Here is a 21769-nt window from a genome sequence, read left to right as displayed (position 1 = left end):
GGACGGCGATGACCGGGCGAAAGCGCCCCTTGGTGGGTTCGTGCGGGCACTGCGCGAGTTGGGGCGTCGTGACGCGGACCGGGCTGTGCCCGGGATGCGCACGTGCACACTCGACGGCGGACCGGGGCATCAACGGCAAGCGGCACGACCGGTGCCGCCGCTGCGGCCATCCGCAACCCGTCGCCCGGGACGGCACCTGCCGCGCGTGCCTGCTCGCGGTCCGCCTCGGCCAGGACAAGGCGTGGATGTGGGCCGAGGTGCGGCGCGAGTACCTGCCGCCGGGCCGCCCGTTGCAGCTCGCGCTGGGCCCGGAAGGGTTGCGGCTGCCCGACGCGTCGCCCCTGCGCAGACACGACCGGCCGATGGTCGTCTTGAAGATCCCCCCGTGGGTGCGGCAGGTGTGCCCGAGCCCGGTACGGGACGATCCCCGCGTGTGTCCGCCGCAGATGCCCGGACAGCTCGCGTTGTTCCCCACGCCACCGCGACGGTTCACCGCGCACGACGCCGTCCGCATCCACGACCGTGACATCCCCGACCTGGACACGGTGTTCACCGAACTCGCCAGGATCGCCGCCGAGCGGGGTGTCACGGGCGCGACGTGGTCCCCGACCATGCGGTCCATGGCCCGACTCGCGCTCGCCGCACGCGAGCCCGGAGAGCGGACGGTGCGCCGCGAAGTCCTCCCGCAGTTGCCCCAGATGCATCCCACCATCGGCGTCGCCCTGGAGAGGACGGGCCTGCTCGCCCCGCGACGGATGCGCCTCGTGGCGCCGGGGAGCTCACGGCACGGAAGCTGCGAGCACTGCCTGAGCTGGGCGAACGACCGCGTCAGAATCTGCGCGCGGTGTTGGCACTGGGCCCACATCCATCCCCGGGTCGGCGCGTGCGACCGCTGCCGGCGCCCTCTGCCGTTGGCCGACGGGCTGTGCCGGTTCTGCACCCTGGTCCTCGCCGAAACCGAAGTCGACGTGTCCGGCATCGCGTTGGACGGCGGTGACCAACTGTGGTTCGGACGCGAGGCCACCTCCTACCTGCGCACGATCGACGCCCGCTATCCCGGTACCCGACGCAAGGGCCGCTTCGAATCCAGACGACGTCTGGCGCGGGCCGCCGCACAGGCCGCGCGCCCGATCTCCGCGCACCTGGTCGACCCCGGCCAGACGCAACTGTTCCCGACTCCGCCGCGGAACTGGGCCCGCCTGGACGAGGCCGTACTTCCTGCACCGACCCCCGAAGCCGGCGCGGTCATCGACGACTTCGCGAACTACATCCGCGAACGCGGCTGGACCGCTTCCCGGGTCGGCGGAAGCATCCGCACCCTGCGGCTCCTGGTGTGCCACCTCGGCGTCGACGCGCCGATCCACGAACGCGACGTCAACGCCGTCGCCCGTGTCAGTCCGAGCCACCAGGGTCCCCGCGTCGTCGACTACCTGCGGCGGCGCTGCCTGTTGGCCCCCGAACCCCACGTCGACCCGCACCTGGCCGCAGCACGCGCCGTCGCCGACGAGCTGCCGAAATCCTTCGGCGACGCGGTGCACACCTGGATCGACGCCCTGACCGGGCAAGGCCACCGGCCCGGAACACCACGCGCTCCCCGGACCGTCCGACGCAACGTCGGCGTCGTCGCCCCCCTACTGCGCGAATGGCACGACAACGGCATCGCCAACCCGCGCGAAGTCACCACCACGCACATCGAGCAGGCCCTCGACGTCATCCGCGACGCCCGCGCCCGCACCGTCCACGTGGGATTGCGTTCGCTCTTTCGCGCCCTTAGACGCGAACGCGCCGTCTTCCGCGACCCCACCCGCACCGTCACCCTGCACCGAGCCCGTCGCCTGCCCGTCCCCCTGCCCACGGATCGACTCCGGGGACTGCTGGACCAGGTCCCCGCAGCACGCGACCGGCTCGTCGTCGCCCTCGTCGCCATCCACGCGCTGTGGCCCGGCGAGGTCGCCCGACTTCGTCTCGACGACCTGGAGCGAGCCCGGGGCCGTCTGCGCGTGCGACGCCCCGGCCGACCCGACCACGTCGTCTACCTCGACGAACTGACCACGGCACTCGCAGGCGCCTGGATCGCCCACCGCTACGAACGCTGGCCCCAGTGCGCCAACCCCCATCTGATCGTCAGCAACCGCAGCGCCGTCGACGACCTGCACCCCGCGGTCGGCCGCGACGTCGTCCGCACACCGTTCCGTGCCGTCGGGGTCACGGCGGAGAGCCTGAGACAGGACCGCATCCTCGACGAAGCCCGACACACCGCCGACCCGATCGGCCTCATGAGAGTCTTCGGCCTGTCGGACGACACCGCCCTGCGCTACGTCGCAGCCGCGCACCCCGACAAACGCCCCGACCCGATCACGGCGTGAACCACGCCGAGTGCCGCGCGCCCGTCAAGGTCCTTGCCCACGGGCGATGTCAATGGGTCGGATCGGGCCCGTTCATACGGTCGCGGTACCGACCGCGCAGGTATTGCAGCGGGTGCTCGACGTCGGGATGCCCGTCGTGCGCGGCCAGGGCCTCGGCCGCATGGACGGCGACGTCGGCGACGACCGGGAGGTCCTCGCCGCTCGTACTCTCCGCGAGCGCGATGCGGTCCAGCAGCGCGGCCGTGAGCAACGCAAGGTCGCGGCCCGACGCGTACTCGAGAGAAGCCAACTGGTCGGCGATACGCGGCGCGCCCGCATAGGGATTCTCGGTCACGGCTCCAGAGTGCCCGATCGACCCGACAGGGCCGGCCGGTTCCCACCAACCCGCGACGGCGAACGGGGCGACCTCGACACCCCGCGCCCGCCGCGGATGATCGCGACCGACCACGCCTCGTACCCGGCCTTGGCCTCCCGCCGGGGGAAGCATTGGGCGATGCCCGGTAGCGAGGACGGCCGGGCGGTTGACTCCCGCCCGGCCCCGGACCGCTCAAGCCCTCGACTTTCAGCGGATCCGGCCCCGCCGACACATGTGCACATTCGTGTACGGCCCGGCGGATTGCCCCGGCCGTGGTCGCCAATCGATGTCACTCGTCGGACTGACCGACCTGCGGATCGTCCGCCGACTCGTGTCGGATGCGGGCGGCGTGGTCGACCTGTTGCCGAAGGACCGACGACGGGCGGGTCTTGTTCCGAACGGCCCGGTCTTCGGGTCGCGGTCAGCGGCGGTAGTAGATCCTCAGCCTGTCCTGGAAGTAGGCTGCGGCCGGTCCGGTACCCGCGGGGCCCGCAGCGGGCAGCTTGGCCGGCACACGCCAATAGGTTTCTCCGTAGGCGGTCCGCCTCCACCAGAGATCCTGGCCTCCGGGGCCCCGGTAGACGCAGGCCACGTACTCGTTGTTGACGACGGCCAGGGCGGGAACGGCACTGACGCCCGAGTCCAACCGGCCGCTGGACATCCTCCATGCGAACGTGCCGATGTTCATCGTGGCCCAGTTCAGGTCGTTGGCCTGGTTGCGAAACACGCAGTACAGCGTGTTTCTGAGGACGGCGAAGGCGAAGTCGCGGCCGCCGGAGGTGCCGCCCAACGGACCCATCTGCTTCCACTCCCCGTTGCCGAAGTCGGCCACGGCGTGCATGGTGTCGGGGTCGTCGTGAGATGGATAGCCGCAGTACAGGATGCCGTTGAACGTGGTCAGGGCTGGGGCCCCCTTGCTGATGCCGGCCCGCGCGAAGGCGAGTTCCCGGCTGCTCCATGTCGAGCCGTCGGTGCTGACGAGCAGGAGGCGACCGCCCGTCGTGACGCCGACCCCGTACATCCGATCGTTGTAGCGCACCAGGGTGGACAGGGGCGTGACACTGCCGGCCCCCACCGTGCCGTACGGATTCCACGTGGCTCCGCTCAGGGTCCGGTCGATCAGGAACGCGTCCACGTTGCGGTGGACGAGGCGGAGAACGGAGCCGTCCACCCCCACCGAGGGGTGTTCCTGGGCGAGCCGGGAACCGGGAACGACGATCTCCCCGCTCCACCCCTCGGCAGCCGACCACGTCCTGGTGTACAGGTTCCGGTCCTCGCCCGGCACGAGCCGTGTCCGGGCGCGCAGGCGGTAGTGGCCCTCGGAGCTGGCGAAGTCCCAGGTGAGGGTCTCCCCGATGGCGTCCGGCGCCTCGTCCGCCCGCTGCGCGGCGAGGTGGCGCACGGCTTTGGAGGAGATGGCGATGCTCCGCTCGCCGACCAGGTCGTCGTCGTTGGTCAGCCAGCCCAGCAGCCAGGTGATCAGCGCGGCGACGACCGCGATCACGGCCGCTTCCTGGCTCTCGCCGTGCTCCGTGATGCTCCGCGCCGCCGACGCGCAGTTCTGGGCGATCTTCCACATCTGCCGCTGTAGTTCCTCGAAGATCGCCCCGTTGTCCTCCTCCCAGCATTCGATGTTCAACGTCAGGGCGTCCTGCATGAGTCCGCGGAACATACTGGCGTCGGCGGGGAAGTCCCGCGATTGGCCGGTCGCCAGACTGCGGAAGACCGGCGACCGGTAGTCGTCCTCGTAGCGGAGGTCGCTGCCCGCGCCGCTCACCCAGTAGATCTCGTCGTCGCCGCCCCACTGGTCGTTGGTGTCGCGCACGCACTCCAGCCGCAGCGGCTGGAACTCCAGTGAGATCATGCTCGCGACGGAATCCTCGGCGACGGCTGGACCGGTGAGCACCGTCACCGCGCTGCCGCCGTACTCGACCATCGCCGCGATCGCCTCCGCCGTGTCGACACTCCCGCCGTCCGGGAGGTCCGCGACGTCGACGATGGAGACGTTCGGCTGGGCGAGGATCTCCGCCGCCAGGCGGGGCAGGTCCGCGGCGAGGTCGTCGAGCGTGTACGGGGTCTCGACGTCCAACCCGGTCACGGCGTCCGGGAACAGCGCGGCGGCCGTGGACGCCGAGGCCGCGCCCCAGGCGTTTCCGCCTGCGGCGATCTCGTCGTCGGTGATAAACACGCGCAGCACCTCGACGAGGCTCTGCTCCAGGTCCGACAGGGGCAGCCCCCTCTCCTGCCGGGCGGCGGCGTGCAACGTCACCCCGGCCAGGATGTTGCGCGGCCGGTTCATCCGCATCCGGTCCGCCGCGCGCGACACGGCCGGTTCGTCGCCCAACCGCGCACGCAGTCGAGCCAGACGCTCCTCGGGGGTGGAGGCGAGTTGCACCATGGGACACTCCTCGGTTCGGTGGCCCGGTCGTCGACCACGCCCCGAGCAACCTACGAAGTGGGTGACGCGCCGTCCGTCGAACGTCACCAAATGGCCGGTTCCCGCCCCGACTCGGCCGGGAACCGGAGCAGGCGCGCACAACTCCCGCGCACGGCCACGACCTTCACGAAGAACGCCGCCTGTGTCGACGTCCAGGGCTTCCGGTAGTACCCGCCGAAGTCGACGGATGTGTCACGAGCCGCAAAGGGTTGGTCGGCGAGCCGGTCAGTGAGGATCTTGTAGCCCTCGACGTCGTCCGCGATGCGGCGCTGCCGACATCTCAGAAGACCTCTCGCGGTGCTGGCGCACCGCACGGGCCCTGCCTATTCCCCAGGGCTCGACGGCCCGGCACTTTCAAGGGATCACCGTGCGGTGTGCTCACACCACGAGGTCAACGAGCGCGACCATGCGATGGTCACATCTGTGGACCGCCCGGCATCCTCGGACATACCGGCAGCGTACGACTCAACGAACCCGCAAATCCGGGATATGAAGGCACTGAGGTCGCAGGCGTCGGTGAACAGTTCGAAGCGCAAAGACCCCGGAACCCAAAGCACACCGGGCGTCCCTGCCCTCAAACCGCTACGGGTTGACTCCCGTCGCCCTCCGGGAATCCCGGAACCTGTCGGATTCGGGTTGCGGCGCGGGGGATCGGGGTTTCGGGGTCCACGAGGGTGTTCAGCAACGGGGCGCCGGAGTTGGCGTCCAGTACGGCGATCTCCACGATGCGGGCGGAGGTGTGCAGTCCCGTGGTCTCGGTGTCGATCACGATGGCGCGACCGGGCCGGAGCATCTCCTGTGCCCAGTGCATCGTCTGTCCGAGGGGGCCCAGGACAACGAGGCGGTGGGCGAGGACCGCGCGCACCAGCCGGTCGGGCAGCAACGCGATCACGTCGGCCCGGTGCGGGCCGTGCTCGGTGGGTGCCCAGTCGACGGTCCAGCAGTCGCCCTTGTAGCTGTGGCGTGCCCAGGCGTCGACACCGTCGGCGCGCAGTCGGGTCACCAGGGCGCGGACCAGGTTCGTCCGCTCCCCCACGGGTCCGGCGAGGGTCCGCCAGGGTGAGGGGCTGCTGCGGGCGAGGCCCCTGACCGAGTCCCAGTGCAGGTCGGTCCTCGCCGCGACGCGGTCCAGGTCCTCGACGGCGAACGCCGGGGTGGCGTCGTGGTGTTCGTTCGTCGCACTCAGCAGCCCGGCCTCGACCAGACAATCGAGTTCGCGTCGACGGACCTTGAGGTATCCGGCGGCGAGTTTCGGGCCGAGCGTTCGAGGGGTGGAGGCGGGTCCGGCGATCAGCGCGGAACGGGCGTTCTCGGTGTCGCGTGCGATGGCGGAGCCACCGAGGCTTCGGTCGCGTTCGGGTTCCGGGGCCCGGTCGGCGGAGCGCGCCTTGGGCACCCCGGGCCGGTTCGCCTCGGACGCGGTGGTTGTCCGCGTCGTCTCGTTGTCGTGCACGTCGCCTCCACGCATATGCGAACGAGGCTGCCGGCGGCCACCGACACGGACCCCGCTCTGCGGGTGTCACCCCGCCGGGATGGCCAACGTGCACCATCGGCCACCGACACGGGCCGCTTTCCCGAAATCCGTGTCGGGTTCGAAGGGATCGTCGCCGCCACCCGATGTGGCGGGGCTCGGATCGTGCGTTATCCGTGATGCGTCGTCATGCGTGCACCGTCGCGAGTTCAAGGAGTTCATCGCCGGTCGGTCTGCGTGGACGCAGAGGACGCCCTGAACCTCACTGCCGCGCTTCGGTAGGGGGTGCATACATGCAGGTCATCTCTCCTGTATGCCACTTCCGTGCCACTTCCGTGCCACCTCCGTGCACCCTCGGAATGGAGCACGCGTTCGGCCTCGCGAACCCGTCATGGAGGACGTCGCCCACCTCACCACCGACGTGTTGCCGCCCAGGGGCGTGGTGTCGCGTGGAGGACTCCTCAGCCGGCGCTGCGATTTGCCACGACGCGACGGCTTCACCGACATGGACGCCCGCCCGCGCCCGGTATGGCGAGGACGCGGGCCGTCGGCCGGGTTGCGCAGCTCGACAAGACGACAGCCGGCGACCGCGGGGGGCGGCCCAACCGACGCACATGGCGCCCGGCCGCGACATGACGAGCCGGGTCTGCGGCGGAGTGCGTCGGCACTTGAACACGTGCGGCTCCGTGACGACGGCGCCGCGAACGCGCACCCCACACTGCCGGTCGGATCGACGCCTCTTTGCATCCGACGCCTCGACGGCATCCGTCACAGCCGCGATCACGCCGCGGAGGAGGTTGCATATGTGCAGCTCAAGGCCCATGTGTGCAACCTCCGTGCACCCGCCGGGCACCCCCGACGGGACGGCCTCGGCACGCGGTGCGAACCCGCCATGTCACGACGGCCTCCGCTCGCCCATCGCGCGTCGCACCCCCGAATGGGCCTCCGCCCGAACCGCCCACCCGGGTCGTCCAACCCGCCCACGCCGGACGCCGATTCGGCCTCGCCGGCGCCTTCAGTCACGCCGTGCCACGGACACGCCGCCGGCACCGCCGACACGACGGGATCCCGGCATCGACCCCGACACAGCCGCCGGCCCACGCACCCGACACCGCCACGCGCAGCACGGCCTCACCACGCGCGGAGAACCCGCGTGTCGTAAACACCGCACTACGGCTCCATTACCGATGTGAGCACCCGACAGGCCAGACCGTCCCACCGAACCGTTCTTCACCCGCCCCGGTATCCCCACCCCGGCTGCGGCGACATCGCCGAGGAAAAGCCTGCCCCTTGGCGGATCGGGAGCCTGTGCTCGGGCATCGGCGCCCTCGACCTGGCCGTCGCGGATGCCCTCGGCGCGACCGTCGCGTGGCACTGCCAGTACGACACCACCGACCGCGGACAACACGCGGCCCGAGTCCTCGCCCGGCACTGGCCGGACATCCCGAACCACGCCGACATCCGCACCGTCGACTGGACCCGCGTGGAGCCGGTCGACGTGGTCACTGCGGGCTTCCCGTGTCAGAGCGTGTCCGCCGCCGGCCCGCGAACCGGCCTCGCCGCCGGCGCCGCCTCCGGTCTGTGGGTCCACGTGGCCCGTGCCCTCGATGCTCTCCGACCCCGACTCCGCATGGTGGTGATCGAAAACGTCCCCGGACTCCGCTGGACACACGCCGACGATCCGATGGGATCCCGCCCGGCGCGTGTGGAAAACACCGATCGGGCCTCCACACCACGGGCGTTGGGTGCCGTACTCGGCGACCTGGCCGACCTCGGGTTCGATGCGGAGTGGACAAGCCTGGCCGCGTCCGCGGTCGGCGCCCCGCACCGCCGCGACCGGGTGTTCATCCTCGCCTGGCCCCGCGACCGACCACCCGACGAACCCCACCCTCCCCGGCGAACCACGGCCGGACCGAGCGTTGTTGCCCACCCCGACCGCCTCCCCCTACGGCCGTAACCGGTCCCTCTCCCCCGGCGCACGAAACCGACCCTCGCTGCCCGCGCTCGCCCGCGCACACCCCGACCTCGGGACCCCCGACGGCCCGTACGGCGAGGCGATGCTCCTGTGGGGCGCCGTCCTGGGCCGGCCCGCACCCCCGGCGACGGACCGGGACAACCGCCTGGACCCGGCCTTCGTCGAATGGCTGATGGGACTGCCCCCGGGATGGGTCGACGGCCTGCCACGCCGGGCCCGGCTGCGCGTGCTCGGCAACGGCGTCGTCCCCCGCCAAGCCACCACCGCCCTGGGGCTCCTGCTCACCCGCGCCCGAACACGCCCCACCCCCAACCGGCCCGACCACCCGGACCACGAACACCCGCCCCCCCGCACGATCACCCCGACCACCGACGGATCGGAACACCACATGAGCACAGGCCGACCCCGACTACTGACGCAGAACTCGCGCATGCGCGCCCAAGGCCACTGGAACTGGACGCTCCCCGCCTGGGCCGGCCGCCTCCCGGACGGCCGCACCTACAACACGTGCCCATCCGCAGGCGTGTGCGCACAACTGTGCTACGCCCGCGCCGGGATGTACCGGGTCCCCGCCGTCCTGGCCGCCCACGAACGGAACCTCGCCTTCGTCCTCGACGATCCCGGCGGATTCGAAACCGCCATGACCCGCGAACTCGCGCTCCCCCGCTTCGTGGACGCGCACGTCCGCGTCCACGACGCCGGCGACTTCTTCGACAGGCGCTACCTGAGCATGTGGCTGCGCATCATGCGCGCCACCCCCGACACGCACTTCTACGCCTACACGAAGGAAATCGAACTCTTCAACGAGCTCGTCGTGCCGAATCCCCCGCCGAACTTCGACTGGGTGTTCTCCAAGGGCGGCATCCACGACGAAATGATCACGAAGAACACCCCGCACGCCGACGTCTTCCCGGACGAACAGGCCCTGCACGAGGCCGGATACACGCCGTTGAACGGCTCGGACCTGGTCGCGGTCTCCGGCGTGGTCCGCGTCGGACTCGAAGCCTCCCGCATCCCCCACCTGCGGAAGATCCAGGGCCGCGAGTCGTTCGGGTCGTTGCAGCGCGCGGCCCAGGACCGCGCCCACCGGCGCCGCGCCCGCACGCAGACCGCGATGCGGGAAACCCCCGGCGGCGGCCCGCGCCCCGGAAGGCGGCCGGACGATGCCTGACACCGCGACCCCCCGCCACGATCTCCAGCGGCTACGGATCGGCAGCCTGTGCACCGGGTTCGGCGGGCTCGACCACGCCGTCGTCGACGCCGTCGGCGGCGACGTGGTCTGGGTCGCCGACAACGACGCCGACGTGCGCCGTCTCCTGGCGCACCGTCACCCGCACGTGCCCAACCTCGGCGACATCCGCACGGTCGACTGGGGTCGCATCGCCGCGACGCACCCCGTCGACGTGATCGTCGCGGGCTTCCCGTGCCAGTCGATCTCCCTCATCGGCCCCGGAGGAGGCATCGCCGATGGAACCCGCAGCGGACTCTGGTTCGCCGTCATGGACGCCGTTCGCAGACTGGGACCCGAACTCGTCGTCGTGGAGAACGTCTCCGCACTCCGCCGGCGCGGCCTCGATATCGTCCTCGGGGACCTGGCCCGCGCACGGTATGACACGCAATGGACGAGCGTCCGCGCCGACGAGATCGGCGCGCCCCACCGCCGCGAAAGAGTCTTCCTCGCCGCCTGGCCGACAAGGCCTGCCCACACCCCTGGCCCGCGACGGCAAGGGCCGAGGCAACGTGCTCGGCCTGCCGGCCATCATCCACAAGCTCGCCACCGCGCCGGAATCCACCTCGGCCGTGAACACCCCCGCGACCCACGGATCACCCGATGCGCGCACGCACACGCCCACCCCACGGCGTCCACTCCTGCCGACACCAATGGCCAGCGAAGGTGCAAAAGGCAGCCCGCGTCAACGCGGCGGCCTCGCGTGCGCGTTGCCCCCCTCACTACCCGCCGCCCCACGCATGCCACGCCCACGACAGCGGCCGACCACGACTGGGGACGCTACGAAACCGCCATCCGCCACTGGGAACACACCCTCGGCCGACCCGCACCCGCACCCACCCGCCTCGGACCGCGCGGCACCCCCCAACTGACCCCCGAATTCGTCGAGTGGTGCATGGGCGTCGACGACGGCTGGGTCACCGACGTGCCCGACATCGGCCGCGTCGCCCAGATCCGCATCCTCGGCAACGGCGTCGTCCACCAACAGGCCCGCCTCGCCCTCCACCGGCTCGCCGACGAGATCGACCGCTCCGGCGTGCACAACCTCCTGACCCCGACCGCCTCCGCGAACACACCCCACCCACAGAGGTGACCGCGGAGACGGGAGGTCACCCCACCCCGGCTCCCCAAACCGAAAGGCAAGCACCCGCATGGACCTCACGAACAACTACCCCTGGCCCGACAACGACGACGACACGGACATCGAAGCCGCGTTCCTCGACGACCCGCAGGACACCGTCGACCCCATCGACCAGTTCCTGATCGAGCCGGTCCTGTTCACCCTCGACGAGGCCGCCCGGCTCCTGCGCGTGCGCAAGGGCTGGCTGGACCGCATGGCCCGCACCGGCAAGGCCGAATACACCGAGGTCGACCGAGGCCGCCGCTACTCCCGCGACAACCTCAACGCCATCGTCCTGGCCCACCTGAGGCCCGCCGACAACACCTGACCACCAGCGGCCCCGCGGCGATCCCCCGCCGCGGGGCCCACCCAAGGTCGACACCGACCTCGTTCCCCCGCCCCCGATCGACAGGACCTACGTGCCCCAACCCACACGGCATCCGAACCCCGGGCGCCCGCACTCCCCCGCCGCGCCCGAGGCCACACGCCAACCGGACGCCCGCGTGCTGAGCCTGGGCGCCGGACGTCAGTCAACCGCGCTGCTGATCCTCTCCGCCGAGGGCGTCATCCCGCGCTACGACTACGCGATCTTCGCCGACACCGGCTGGGAACCCAAGCGGGTGTACCAGCACCTCGACGACCTCGAACGCAAGATCGCCCGGCCGGCGCACATACCGATCCAACGCGTCAACGTCGGCCACATCCGCAACGACGCCCTCGACCCCACCAAACGCTACGCCGCCATGCCCCTGCACATCCTCAACCCCGACGGCACGGCCGGAATGATCCGCCGGCAATGCTCGGAGGAGTACAAACTCAAGCCGATCAAAGCGAAGGTACGACTCAACCTCGGCGCACCGCTCACCTCCAACGGGCGGGCCGGACGGGTCCCCCGAGGACGCTGGGTCGAGCAGTCCATCGGCATCAGCACCGACGAGTTCACCCGCGCGAAACCGTCCGGGGTCCTCTACGCCGTCAACGTCTTCCCGCTGCTCGACCTGGACATGAGCGCCGACGACTGCGTCTCCTACCTCGGCGAACGCGGCTGGCAGACAACACCCCGCAGCGCGTGCATCGGCTGCCTTATGTGGAATCCGGCTCGCCCTATCTTGTGGGGGTATGAGCAAGATTCCTTGGGGCAAGTACCCCACGCTCGCCGAGCATGGTCACGGTCGTCGATGGCTGGAGTTCCTGTCCAACATCGGTCGTGCACCGAACACCGTCGATGCCTACGGCCGTGCGGTCAACGACCACCTTCGGTTCTGCGCGTCGGCGAACGTCGATCCACTGGACGCCCGAGCCGACACCGTGGCCGCATGGATCGGGGAGATGCGGAGGCGTCCGAACTCCAGATCACCCAAGGTGGTCCACCTCACCTCGGGAGCGGGCCTGGCGAACGCGACCATCCAGCAACGGCTGGTAGCCGTACATTCCTTCTACGAGTTCCTGGTCGAAGACGAACTACGTGTGCGCAACCCGGTACGCCGAGGGCAGTCCGGGCGACGGACCGGTAGGCCACGCAGGGGTCTGGTGGCGAGGGTCGAGCAGGCGCCGTGGATCCCCAATGAGGAGGCGTGGCAGCGCATCCTGGTGGCCGCCGGCACCGAGCCGTTGCGCAATCGCCTGATGGTCGGGCTGGCCTACGACGGCGCGCTACGCCGCGAGGAACTCGTGCAGCTCGACGTCGAGGACTTCGACCCCGCGTACTCCTTGATCCGTCTCCGAGCGCTGACCACCAAGTCGAAGCGATCCCGCGAGGTCGTCTACGGCGTGGCGACGGCGAAGCTCTTCGCCGCATACCTGGGCGAACGACGTTCGCGCTTCGGCCGGATCACCGGCGCCTTGTTGCGTTCCGAGTCCAACCGCAACTCCGGTCACCCCCTTGGGCTTTCGAGCTGGTCGAAGATCGTCGAACGACTCGGCACCAAAGCCCAAACCCCGCAACTTTCCACGCACACCTTCCGGCACCTGCGGCTCACCGACCTGGCCCGGGCCGACTGGACCATCGATCAGATCGCCCGCTACGCGGGACACCGGGATCTCGCCACCACCATGCGCTACATCCACCTGAGCGGACGCGAGCTGGCCGCACGGTTCCAGCGCGCCAATACCGCCATCCAAACCGAACGCGAGCGCCTGCTCGCCGCCCTCATGGAGAGTCGATGAACGCCCAACCCACGCCACTGGCGGCAGTCGCACCCACGGACGGCCACGCGATCGCCGCCGCCACACGAAACCTGGACACCGCGCTGACCGCGGGCGAGTCGACGGCGTTGAATCATCTCGCCGAGGTGACACACCCCAAGTTCTCCGCGACCTGGGCGGACGGCCTCACCCGCTTGATCGACCCACTTGACCGGGTCAGCTCGGAGTGGCCGACCAAAAGCGCACGCGGGGCACGCAACCTCGTGCTCCGCGAGGTCCATCGCCGCGACACCACATACTGGGCCTGGCCGTCGGAAGTCTGGGTCGCGCTCGCCCAAACTGCCGGGGCGTACAGATTTCACGTGGTCGCCTTGGGTCACCTCTTCGGCGGACATCGTCGCCTGCACGACGAAGCTGGTGTCGTCCGCCTCGGCCGACTCGCCGACCTCGTCTTCGGCACCGAGGCCGTCACGCCGGCGCTCCGCGAGATCGAGGACACGCTCAACGCCTGGCAGACCTCGCCCCATCTCCTCGAATGGCAGGTCACCAACGCTGCCATCGACGCGCTCCTGAGCAACGGCAGTCCCCATCTCGGATCGCTCACCGACGGCCTGCTGCGAACACTCGTCGACGAGTACCGCCTCAGTGGCCGACAGAGCCGCCGTCGCGGACTCTTCAAGATCTCGCGGGTGCTCGCCGACAAGGGCATCATTCCCGCCCCGCTCCACACCAACGAAGACAAGGCCGGGCCGCAGGACGGCCCACTCTCCACGGTCCCGCCCGCCTGGGCGGAGTGGGCGCTGCGTTGGCGGCGGCTGGTGACGCACGAGCCCGGAACCATCCGCTCGATGTTTTCCGTCGTCCTCATCGCCGGACGATGGGCCGCCGAGAAGCATCCCGACGCGATCACCCCGGATCTGTGGACCCGGGACATGGCGGCCGAATACATCGCGGACACCATGCAGGCCACCGTCGGTCAGTGGGCGGGCCACAACCGCAACCGCACCCGATTCGGGCAGCCGATCAGCGCGTCCGGGCGCGCCAACCGCATCGACAGCATCCGCAGCTTCTTCTGCGACCTGATCGAGTGGGAGTGGATCAAGCCCCGCTTCGACCCGCGCCGTGTCCTCAGCATGCCGTTGTCACTGCGCGCGCAGATGGGGCCGAACCCGCGGATCATCGACGACGCCACCTGGGCCAAGCTGATGGCCGCCGGACTCACCCTGAACAGCGAGGACCTCAAGCCCTACGGCTCTCCAAGGGCACGCGACGCGGGTTGGACCGCAACCTATTACCCGATCGAGATGGTCAGGGCCATGGTCGGCGTCTGGCTCTTCGCGGGCTGCCGCGTCGACGAGATCCGCCGCTTGGACCTGGACTGCATCACCTGGGACGAGAGCGTCGACGACACCACCGGCGAACCGTTCACGGTCTGCCTGTTGCACGTTCCCCAGAACAAGACGTCCCGCCCCTTCAACAAACCCGTCGACCCCGTGGTCGGTCAGCTCGTCGACGCGTGGAAACTCGTCCGCCCGCCACAGCCCGACATCGCCGACCGCAAGACCGGCCTCAAACGGCAACACCTGTTCTGTCATCGCGGCCAACTCGTCGGCAAGGACTACCTGAACCACGACATCATCCCCGCCCTCTGCGCGAAGGCCGGAGTACCGCAGACCGACTCGCGCGGCGCCCTGACCAGCCACCGCGCACGCGCAACCATCGCGACCCAACTCCTCAACGCCGGCGAGCCGTTGACGTTGGCCGACCTTCAACAATGGCTCGGTCACAAGCATCCGGCCAGCACTCGGCACTATGCGGAAATTCTCCAACGGACGTTGACGGCCGCCTACAAGAAGGCCGACTACTTCACCCGCAACCTGCGCACGATCCAGGTCCTGGTCGACCGTGAAAGCATCCTCACCGGAGCCGCAGCCGGAGGTGAACAGCCATGGAAGTACTACGACCTCGGCGACGGATATTGCAGCTATGACTTCTTCGCCAAGTGCCCGCATCGACTCGCCTGCGCACGCTGCCCGTTCTACGTTCCCAAGGAATCGAGCGAGGGTCGGCTCATGGCCGTCAAAGACGGCATCGACCGGATGCTCGAACAACTCACCCTCACCGAGGACGAGCGAGAAGCTCTGGAAGGCGATCGTGAAGCAGTCGTCGCACTCGCCGGGCGCCTTGCCGACGTCCCCACACCGGCCGGCCCGACACCGCAAGAACTCGGCACCGCCGGCAGCTTCATCCCACTGACCCAACTCGTGGAGACGATTACGCCGCGCGGGCATCAATCAGGCGACCACCCGTAGTCCGCCACGAGACAATCCACCCCCCGTCCGGGGCCGTCGCACGCGTGGTGATCACAGGTAATCGCGCCAGAACGGCACCGTGGCTCGGGGGCTCCAATCCCCGGAGCGTTCGGGCCGCGGTTCTTCGAACTCCTGGCTGACGTAGTCGACCAGGTCCGTTCCGTAGTAGATGACGTCCCAGCCTCGCATCGACAGGACCGGGTGGCCGAAAGTGCCGCGTCCCGCCGGCAGGAACCGGTGGGCGTAGACCGGGGCCATCCTGGGCACCTCGGCCAGGCTCAGCCGCGCCCTCGCCACGGCTGCCTCGGGCGTGTCCGGCCGGTCGCCCCAACCCTCTCGCCAATGCCCGTGCCGGATATCCCCGAGCAGGCAGTCCAGCGGCCAGTCGAGGTGCGCGCGAAGTTCGTCGGGATCGCCGTTCCGCCAATCGGGCCAGGGCTTCTCCCAGGTCTGGCCCTCCTCGGTGGGCTGTCTCACCGGCAACCCTGTCGCGAGAAAAGCGCGATGGTCGTCGGCGAACTCGAATCCGAATTCACCCTCGATCCGGGCGAACTCGGCGTCGGTCAGCCCTTCTTCGATCTCGCAGCAGTCCAGCCTTGCCAGGCGCCGCGCGGCCTCTCTTCCCAACCGGGAACCCTCATCACCAATCACGTCCGCACGGTAGCGCGAGCGCCTGATCGCGACGTCGTCGACCAGCCTGAGGCAGTTGACCGTCTCGGTTCCAGTCCACCCACCTCGGCGACCTACTCACCCCCAGGACGCGGCTCGTCTAACCCATCGAAAGCGCATCCCAGTCCCTCATCGACCTCAACTGGAAGGTCACGGTCCTGTCTCGATTCTCAATAACATGCCCATTCCACGGAAACGCCTACTGGCGCGACATGCGCGACAACCACCCGCAGGAGTGGGCGGACGCCGTGGCCTTCGATCGGGCCATCCGCAACGGCAACGCCCGCGGTAACGCCAAGGGCCGGCAACTCCGCGGGCAGGCCTACCTCCACCGGTCCCTCATGCCCCTGGACGAAGCGCCACTCGACGGGCCCGCCCCGCACCGCCCCCGCCGCCGCCGCGCCACTCCCCCTCCCGAGATCCCGGACGAAGAACTCGAGGAGGGCGACCCGGACGGCTGCTCGCCCTGGAGTTGTCGCTCCGGTTCCCCCGTCCAACACGTTCAGAGCCTGAACTGACGCTGCGCCCGGTGGCGGAGGCAACCCGCTTCCGCCACTGGTCCCGGCTTCGAAACCCTTCGGCGCGATGCCCCGGCCGCCGGCCAACCCCGCGGCTCTCCCAATGCATCGCTGCTCCCATCGCTCCCCCGCCACGCCCGTGGTCGAACTCCGGGCGTGCGCTGCGCTGCGCAAGGAGACCATGGATCACTAGCCCGCACCCATTCCCCCGCCGAACGGCATCGCCTCTCGACCCGCCCCGTCGGCCGCCACGCCCTAATCGCGTTCACGCTGCGCGACCTGGTGCACGAACGCGGGGGCACAACCGCGGTGTTCGTCGCGCTCGGGATCGGCACGATCCTCTCGTTGAGCCTCGCGGATCCCCACTTCGCGGTGGCCGCGCTGCCTCGTTCACGGTCTCCGAGGTCGCCGACACGGCGGTCTACGCGTCGTTGCGGTCCCGCAGCCGTCTCGTTGCGATCGGCACGCCAAACTGGTGGGCGCGGTCGTCGACAGCGTCCTATTCCTGAGCATCGCGTTCGGCGGCCTGGCCCTGCTCCCCGGCGGGAAGCCCACGCTGACCACCGAGACGGTCACCGAAGCCGTCGAAGGCCTTCTGGCCCAGGCCGCCCAAAGACGGAACTGCCGCCACCGTCACCGCTCTCGCGAACCAGCTCGGCGTCCAACGCCAGACTTTCTACCGCGACTTCGGGCCCGCCGTCACCGACTTCCTCTCCCAAGACGCCACACGACACACCCGCCAACCACTGCCGCCCAAAGATTCGACCAGCGACCGCGAAACCATCGCCCGACTCCGCAGGGGGAAGGACGAACTCACCCGCCACCTGCACATCTAAGAAGACCACATCCGCCGTCTGACCATCGAGAACATGAAGCTGACCGCAGAGGTCGAACGACTCACAACAGTGCCCCGGCTGAGCACGTTCCGCGCGTCTCAAGATCAGTAACGCGCGGCCACCTGGATGTCGGCAGCGATCTTCTCAAGGTCCACCAACAGGAACTCGAAGCGGCGCTGACGCTTCACCCATGCCCCTGCACTGCCGATGCGCTGGCCGCCTGTCTCGCGAAGGGCGGCCGCCTTGCTCTTCGGGCTCTCATGCGCGGCGAAGTTGCGCAGGGCGACCAGGCGGTTGATCGCCGTCCGATGCTTCGGATCCTTCACAACCTGGTGGAGGTAGTGGGACGACCCCACAAGCTCCTTGATCAGCTTGCAGAGACCGCTCTGACCACCCTTGAAGTCGAAGTATCCGCCCCCGGTGACCAGATATTCGCAGACCTCGTCATTGAGATGCCGCGGGAAGTTGACCCCGGTCGTCGCGCTGATGGTGGACGTGTCGTTGTTGATCGCCGTCACTAGGCAGTCCAGCATCAGCTTCTCGAAGGCCACGGCTGTCTTGACGAGTGCAGCTTCATACACCCAGGTCATCGCCTGATCTGTGAGCTTCGCGGTCTCAGCCTCACAGACGAAGTCCCAGATGCGCTGCGAAGCATCCAAGAAGTTCTGAGCTGCGAGCTTTCCACTCTTCTTCTTCGGCACACCTGGACGTTAGCCAAGGTTAAGGCCCCCCGCAGCGGAATTGATCTCCCAGCCTGCGGCCAACGGACAGCTCCTGCCCGGGTCGTCGTCGAGACGGCCTGCCGGATCGGGTTCGTGCCGAAGGACGCCACGCAACTGGCGCAGGAGTTCGACTTCACCGCGTGGCGCGTCCACCCGCGGTTGCGCCGGGCGTTCGCGGCGGCCTTCACGGAACGCACCAGGCCCGGCGGGCCGGTACGCACCGCCGCATCCGCCTACAAGACGTTCCGCACCTTGCGCAGTTTCGCGGACTACCTGGGCGATCTGACGACACCGCCCCGACGGCTGCGCGGCACCCGCCGCGGCACCCGACTCGCGCTGCGCACCCTAACCATCACGCTGCCCCGCGTCACGGCGCCGACGTGGTCGCCTTCGAGGCCACCGCCTCCATGAAGGCGAGCCTGCTGGTCGAAGTACGGCGATTGTGGAACCACCGCGACCGGCTGCCCGGGCCACTGCGGCTTCCCGCCGCCGAACCGTGGCAGGGAGAGGACCTCCCGCCCTGCTCGGTGGCCACGCCCGGAGGCCACGGGAGAACCGCCCTCCGCCAGCCCCTCGGCCGCCGCCTGCGGCGACAGCCCCCGCTGCCGATTCCATATCCCGTGCACCACGACCAACGCCACACGCCGCCTCCGCCATCGCGCGCCCCGACCGGGCAACACCCCCACCAAGGGCCGAGAGCGGAACATGCGGTTTGGTGCACTTGCCGGTACCGCCTATACGCAGCTCGGGTGCGGAAGGTGTCGACAACTGCCACTTGGCTTAGGTGGCGACTTTTGCAGGCAACAACACCCGACCTGCGAGAGAACGATGGCGTGGTCATACTCGAGCCGTCATCAACCCGGTTGTGGTCCCTCACATCGGAGCGAGTCGAACTGCATGACTTACGCCCTGGCGTGGCGTACGTGCCTGCTCTCGACCGCTCGGCGAGCATGAGACGCAACTCGATGCTCGGGTCGGAAGCAAAGCCTGCCCACACGCCCCGTCGAGCCGACCAGCCTTACGTGTTCATGTCCCGCAGGGATCACCAGGTGTGGGAACGACTGGTCGGCTCCGCGTAGGGACTGCGCCGATGCCATGTCTCCGGGTCTCTCAAGCCGTTTCCTGGGATCCCCGCGTGGGTCCTTTCGCGCATAGTCACCGCTGTGTGTGGTTGCGGAGCCGCGTCACCATGCACGCGAAGCGGCCTCACCATTTCCGGGAAGTGGTGAGGCCGTTGTTCATTGCGTCAACGCCTGACGCACGTTCCGGAACCTATTCGGGCCGGGCCTCATCGGTAGGCGCGGTCTTGCGTCGACGACGATCGCCGGCGAATTGCTTGCGTTCGAGAGGCGGGAGGAACGTGTCGAGCGCCGTGTTCAGGAGTTCCGAGCGGGACACGTCAGTGTCGAGATGCTCGCCGAGGGCTCCGACCATGATGTCGACTATCCCTCGGTTTCCGACTGCCATCTTTGCTTGCCACGGGATGTTCGATGCTTCAGCGGCACGAGTCGGATCGTCGTACGCCTCGAAGAGTCCGTCCAGTTTGGGCGCACGTGCGTCCAGGACGCGGCCGGGAAGTTCCTGAAAGGTGGCCGTCACGGCGTCCAGGAGTACACGGCCGTTGTCGTAGTCACGCAGTCCGAGTTCGACCTGCTTGCGACGCTGATAGGCCTGAATGCGCTTCAGGAGCACGTCGTTGACGTAGACCGTCACAGGAGCCCGACGCGATGTGGCACCGCTTGTCCGCCGCCTACGAGCGGCTTCGACGGCGTCGAGTACATCGGCGATCTGCTCTTCCCGAGTCAGAATGGGGGTCGAAAGTTCAACCGAAAGTGCCGGATAGTCGCTGTCGCGCAGACGACTTTGCCGGGCAGATGGCGGCTCTTCGCTCTGGCTTGACTGCTGTGGAACGGGCGTAGGTAGCGGTGCCGGAGCGGGCGCAGGGGGCGGGGGCGGTGGCGTCGCGTTGCCCTTCGCCGCCTTCTTGAACCTCTCTCCGACACCGGTTGTAACGCCGCCGCTGTAGCTTTCCGTGTCGGTCACGCGGCCTCCTCCTCGCGTACCGCTTCTGCCAGAACGGCCAGCTCACCGAAGATGTCTCGGTAGTCACCGGCCAGACGTACCACCGGTGAGTCCTCGCTTTCGGCACCTGGACGGCGGCGCTTGCGCAGCTCGTCCTCCAGCTCGAAAGTCACCTTTCCGAGTTCCCTTGCATCGACCGGTGTCGACGGTACGTGACACACCTTCGCCTTGAGAGTGGGCACAACGCCACCCAGGACGCGGTCGATTCGTGCTCTCGCCTCACGCTCCATCTTGGGCGCAACACGGGGGAGGTCGAACAGGACCACGCTCAGCAGCGTCAGGCTGGGGTTCATCTCCACCGCCACGCTGTATCGGTCGGCTACTTCCGCGAGTCCATCGATGCTTGCACTGTCCGGCTTCGTCGGCACGACCACGAAGTGCGCGGCAGGATATGCGAGGCTCTGCAGAACCAAGTTCTCAGGCGGGCTGTCGATCACGATGCGCGCGTAGTGCTGCGCGATGGGGAGAATCGCGCAAACGAGCCGAAGGTTCGCGCGGGGTCCTTCCTGGCTGATCAGGCCGGGCATCAGCGACTCGACTCGTAGGAGGTGACTCCCTCCTTGCACCAGATCCAGTCCGGGACGGACGTCCCGGAGAGGCTCCAAGGGCTCACCGTCGACGATCGCTCGGTACAGGTTCCAGCCGTCATCGTCGCGTGACGTGCCCTTTGTGCCGAAGTCTTGGCGTGAGTTTCCCTGCTTGTTCAAGTCGATGTGGAGCGTGCGCAATGGCTCCACGCCTTCCTCGGCGGCCTGACGGACGCAGGTAGCAGCGCTGTGAAAGGACTGGTGTGCCGAGAGTGTGGACTTGCCCGTCCCGCCCTTCCCGTGCGCCCAGACGTAGGTGTCGAAGGGCAGATATTTCCAGTACTCGGCAGGCAGGGTGCTGGGTGTGTACATAGGGGTGGTCGGTCCCACTGGTGTTCGTCCGCCTCTCTGTTCTTCTATACGCGGGCTCGCATCAAGATCGCTGGCCGCATTGAATCAGAATCGAGGATGCCCATGCGGCTGCATTCGGTACCGCTGGCGGCACGACACCTGGTTCCACATGCGGACATGCATGCACGCCTACAACTGCACTGACCTGCAAGAACACCGGTACATGAACATGGTTTCCACCAGCCTCGCAAGTCTTCGGACGAGTCGAGCAAGCGAGGCGCCTTCCGGCGTGTCGCAATGCGATTTCCGAAAGATCAAAAGAAGCCGCTGACCAGCGCATGAAAAGCCCGAAAAGTCGGACGTTCTCGGCTCCGAAAACCGCCCCTGACCTGCATGAATCCCGCCTAAGGGTCCAGCGCGCCAAGGTTGGACCGATCGCCCCGGCGGGCGGTGCCAGGCCCTCCCAGGGGCCTTCAGAGGCTTCGAGCGGCCCGACTCGGGCGATGTCGACCCGCGAAGATTCTGTGACGTCGTACAAAATCCGACTATCTCTATCTAAAGCCTCAATCACGTTGATGCCATCTGATGGATGGAAACAGGCTGTTAGTCCAATATGAGCACTGCTCTGTTGCGGTAGGGGGTAGGGCTGCGCGGA

At 68.7% G+C, this 21769-nt stretch carries 16 protein-coding genes and 1 pseudogene; 10 read left to right on the top strand and 7 right to left on the bottom strand.

The features are described from left to right. Window positions 1-8: 8 nt before the first annotated feature. On the top strand, window positions 9-2366 hold the full coding sequence (locus ACFZBU_RS42085; RefSeq protein ID WP_391589072.1) for a hypothetical protein: 2358 nt from the start codon (window positions 9-11) through the stop codon (window positions 2364-2366). A gap of 49 nt (window positions 2367-2415) precedes the next feature. On the opposite strand, the gene ACFZBU_RS42080 is transcribed toward ACFZBU_RS42085, so the two are convergent. From ACFZBU_RS42080 to ACFZBU_RS42070, 3 genes are all read right to left on the bottom strand, one after another. Further along, window positions 2416-2700: a hypothetical protein gene (locus ACFZBU_RS42080; RefSeq protein ID WP_391589071.1), complete on the bottom strand. Its 285-nt coding sequence runs from the start codon at window positions 2698-2700 to the stop codon at window positions 2416-2418. Window positions 2701-3142: 442 nt separating this feature from the next. After that, window positions 3143-5119, bottom strand: coding sequence for a hypothetical protein (locus ACFZBU_RS42075; RefSeq protein ID WP_391589070.1), 1977 nt, complete (start codon window positions 5117-5119; stop codon window positions 3143-3145). Window positions 5120-5732: 613 nt separating this feature from the next. Continuing rightward, window positions 5733-6611, bottom strand: a complete 879-nt coding sequence (locus ACFZBU_RS42070) for a hypothetical protein (RefSeq protein ID WP_391589069.1) — start codon at window positions 6609-6611, stop codon at window positions 5733-5735. Between the two features lie 1207 nt (window positions 6612-7818). On the opposite strand from ACFZBU_RS42070, the gene ACFZBU_RS42065 reads away from it, so the two are divergent. The 7 genes and pseudogenes from ACFZBU_RS42065 (at window position 7819) to ACFZBU_RS42035 (ending at window position 15409) form a co-directional block, all read left to right on the top strand. Next, window positions 7819-8586, top strand: a complete 768-nt coding sequence (locus ACFZBU_RS42065) for a DNA cytosine methyltransferase (RefSeq protein ID WP_391589068.1) — start codon at window positions 7819-7821, stop codon at window positions 8584-8586. After that, entirely contained in the window at window positions 8552-9775 is a 1224-nt protein-coding gene (locus tag ACFZBU_RS42060; RefSeq protein ID WP_391589067.1) for a hypothetical protein, read from the top strand. Before ACFZBU_RS42065 ends, ACFZBU_RS42060 begins: the two co-directional genes overlap by 35 nt. Further along, window positions 9768-10235, top strand: a pseudogene (locus ACFZBU_RS42055) (DNA cytosine methyltransferase); the annotation flags it as partial. The gene ACFZBU_RS42060 and the pseudogene ACFZBU_RS42055, both read left to right, overlap by 8 nt. A 300-nt stretch (window positions 10236-10535) precedes the next feature. Continuing rightward, the gene (locus ACFZBU_RS42050; RefSeq protein WP_391589140.1) at window positions 10536-10925 is read left to right on the top strand and encodes a hypothetical protein; all 390 of its coding nucleotides are present in this window, start codon (window positions 10536-10538) and stop codon (window positions 10923-10925) included. A 58-nt stretch (window positions 10926-10983) separates the two neighbouring features. Then, the gene (locus ACFZBU_RS42045) at window positions 10984-11280 is read left to right on the top strand and encodes a helix-turn-helix domain-containing protein (protein WP_391589066.1); all 297 of its coding nucleotides are present in this window, start codon (window positions 10984-10986) and stop codon (window positions 11278-11280) included. Between the two features lie 791 nt (window positions 11281-12071). Then, entirely contained in the window at window positions 12072-13118 is a 1047-nt protein-coding gene (locus ACFZBU_RS42040) for a tyrosine-type recombinase/integrase (RefSeq protein WP_391589065.1), read from the top strand. Continuing rightward, a complete protein-coding gene (locus ACFZBU_RS42035) occupies window positions 13115-15409 on the top strand; it encodes a tyrosine-type recombinase/integrase (RefSeq protein WP_391589064.1) in 2295 nt (764 codons plus the stop codon). Before ACFZBU_RS42040 ends, ACFZBU_RS42035 begins: the two co-directional genes overlap by 4 nt. Before the next feature lie 51 nt (window positions 15410-15460). Here the strand turns inward: ACFZBU_RS42035 and ACFZBU_RS42030 are convergent, their stop codons facing one another. Continuing rightward, window positions 15461-16060: a hypothetical protein gene (locus ACFZBU_RS42030; protein ID WP_391589063.1), complete on the bottom strand. Its 600-nt coding sequence runs from the start codon at window positions 16058-16060 to the stop codon at window positions 15461-15463. Between the two features lie 230 nt (window positions 16061-16290). Between ACFZBU_RS42030 and ACFZBU_RS42025 the strand changes: the two genes are divergently transcribed. Continuing rightward, a complete protein-coding gene (locus tag ACFZBU_RS42025) occupies window positions 16291-16596 on the top strand; it encodes a hypothetical protein (protein WP_391589062.1) in 306 nt (101 codons plus the stop codon). A 940-nt stretch (window positions 16597-17536) separates the two neighbouring features. Here the strand turns inward: ACFZBU_RS42025 and ACFZBU_RS42020 are convergent. Beyond that, complete coding sequence (locus tag ACFZBU_RS42020; RefSeq protein ID WP_391589061.1) at window positions 17537-18133, bottom strand: hypothetical protein; 597 nt, start codon at window positions 18131-18133, stop codon at window positions 17537-17539. Between the two features lie 114 nt (window positions 18134-18247). Here ACFZBU_RS42020 and ACFZBU_RS42015 point away from each other — a divergent pair, with 114 nt between their 5' ends. After that, on the top strand, window positions 18248-18565 hold the full coding sequence (locus ACFZBU_RS42015; protein WP_391589060.1) for a hypothetical protein: 318 nt from the start codon (window positions 18248-18250) through the stop codon (window positions 18563-18565). An 861-nt stretch (window positions 18566-19426) separates the two neighbouring features. Here ACFZBU_RS42015 and ACFZBU_RS42010 read toward each other — a convergent pair. Then, window positions 19427-20197 carry a hypothetical protein gene (locus ACFZBU_RS42010; RefSeq protein WP_391589059.1) on the bottom strand — a complete coding sequence of 257 codons (771 nt, stop codon included), beginning with the start codon at window positions 20195-20197 and terminating at the stop codon, window positions 19427-19429. After that, window positions 20194-21135 carry a ParA family protein gene (locus ACFZBU_RS42005; RefSeq protein WP_391589058.1) on the bottom strand — a complete coding sequence of 314 codons (942 nt, stop codon included), beginning with the start codon at window positions 21133-21135 and terminating at the stop codon, window positions 20194-20196. The genes ACFZBU_RS42010 and ACFZBU_RS42005 overlap by 4 nt, the downstream gene beginning before the upstream one ends. Between the last annotated feature and the right edge of the window lie 634 nt (window positions 21136-21769).

Origin of the sequence: Embleya sp. NPDC008237 (genome assembly GCF_042956465.1) — a bacterium.
GTDB lineage: Bacteria > Actinomycetota > Actinomycetes > Streptomycetales > Streptomycetaceae > Embleya.
The sequence above is the reverse complement of the archived record's forward strand: the minus strand, read 5'-3'. Positions and strand labels throughout refer to the sequence as shown.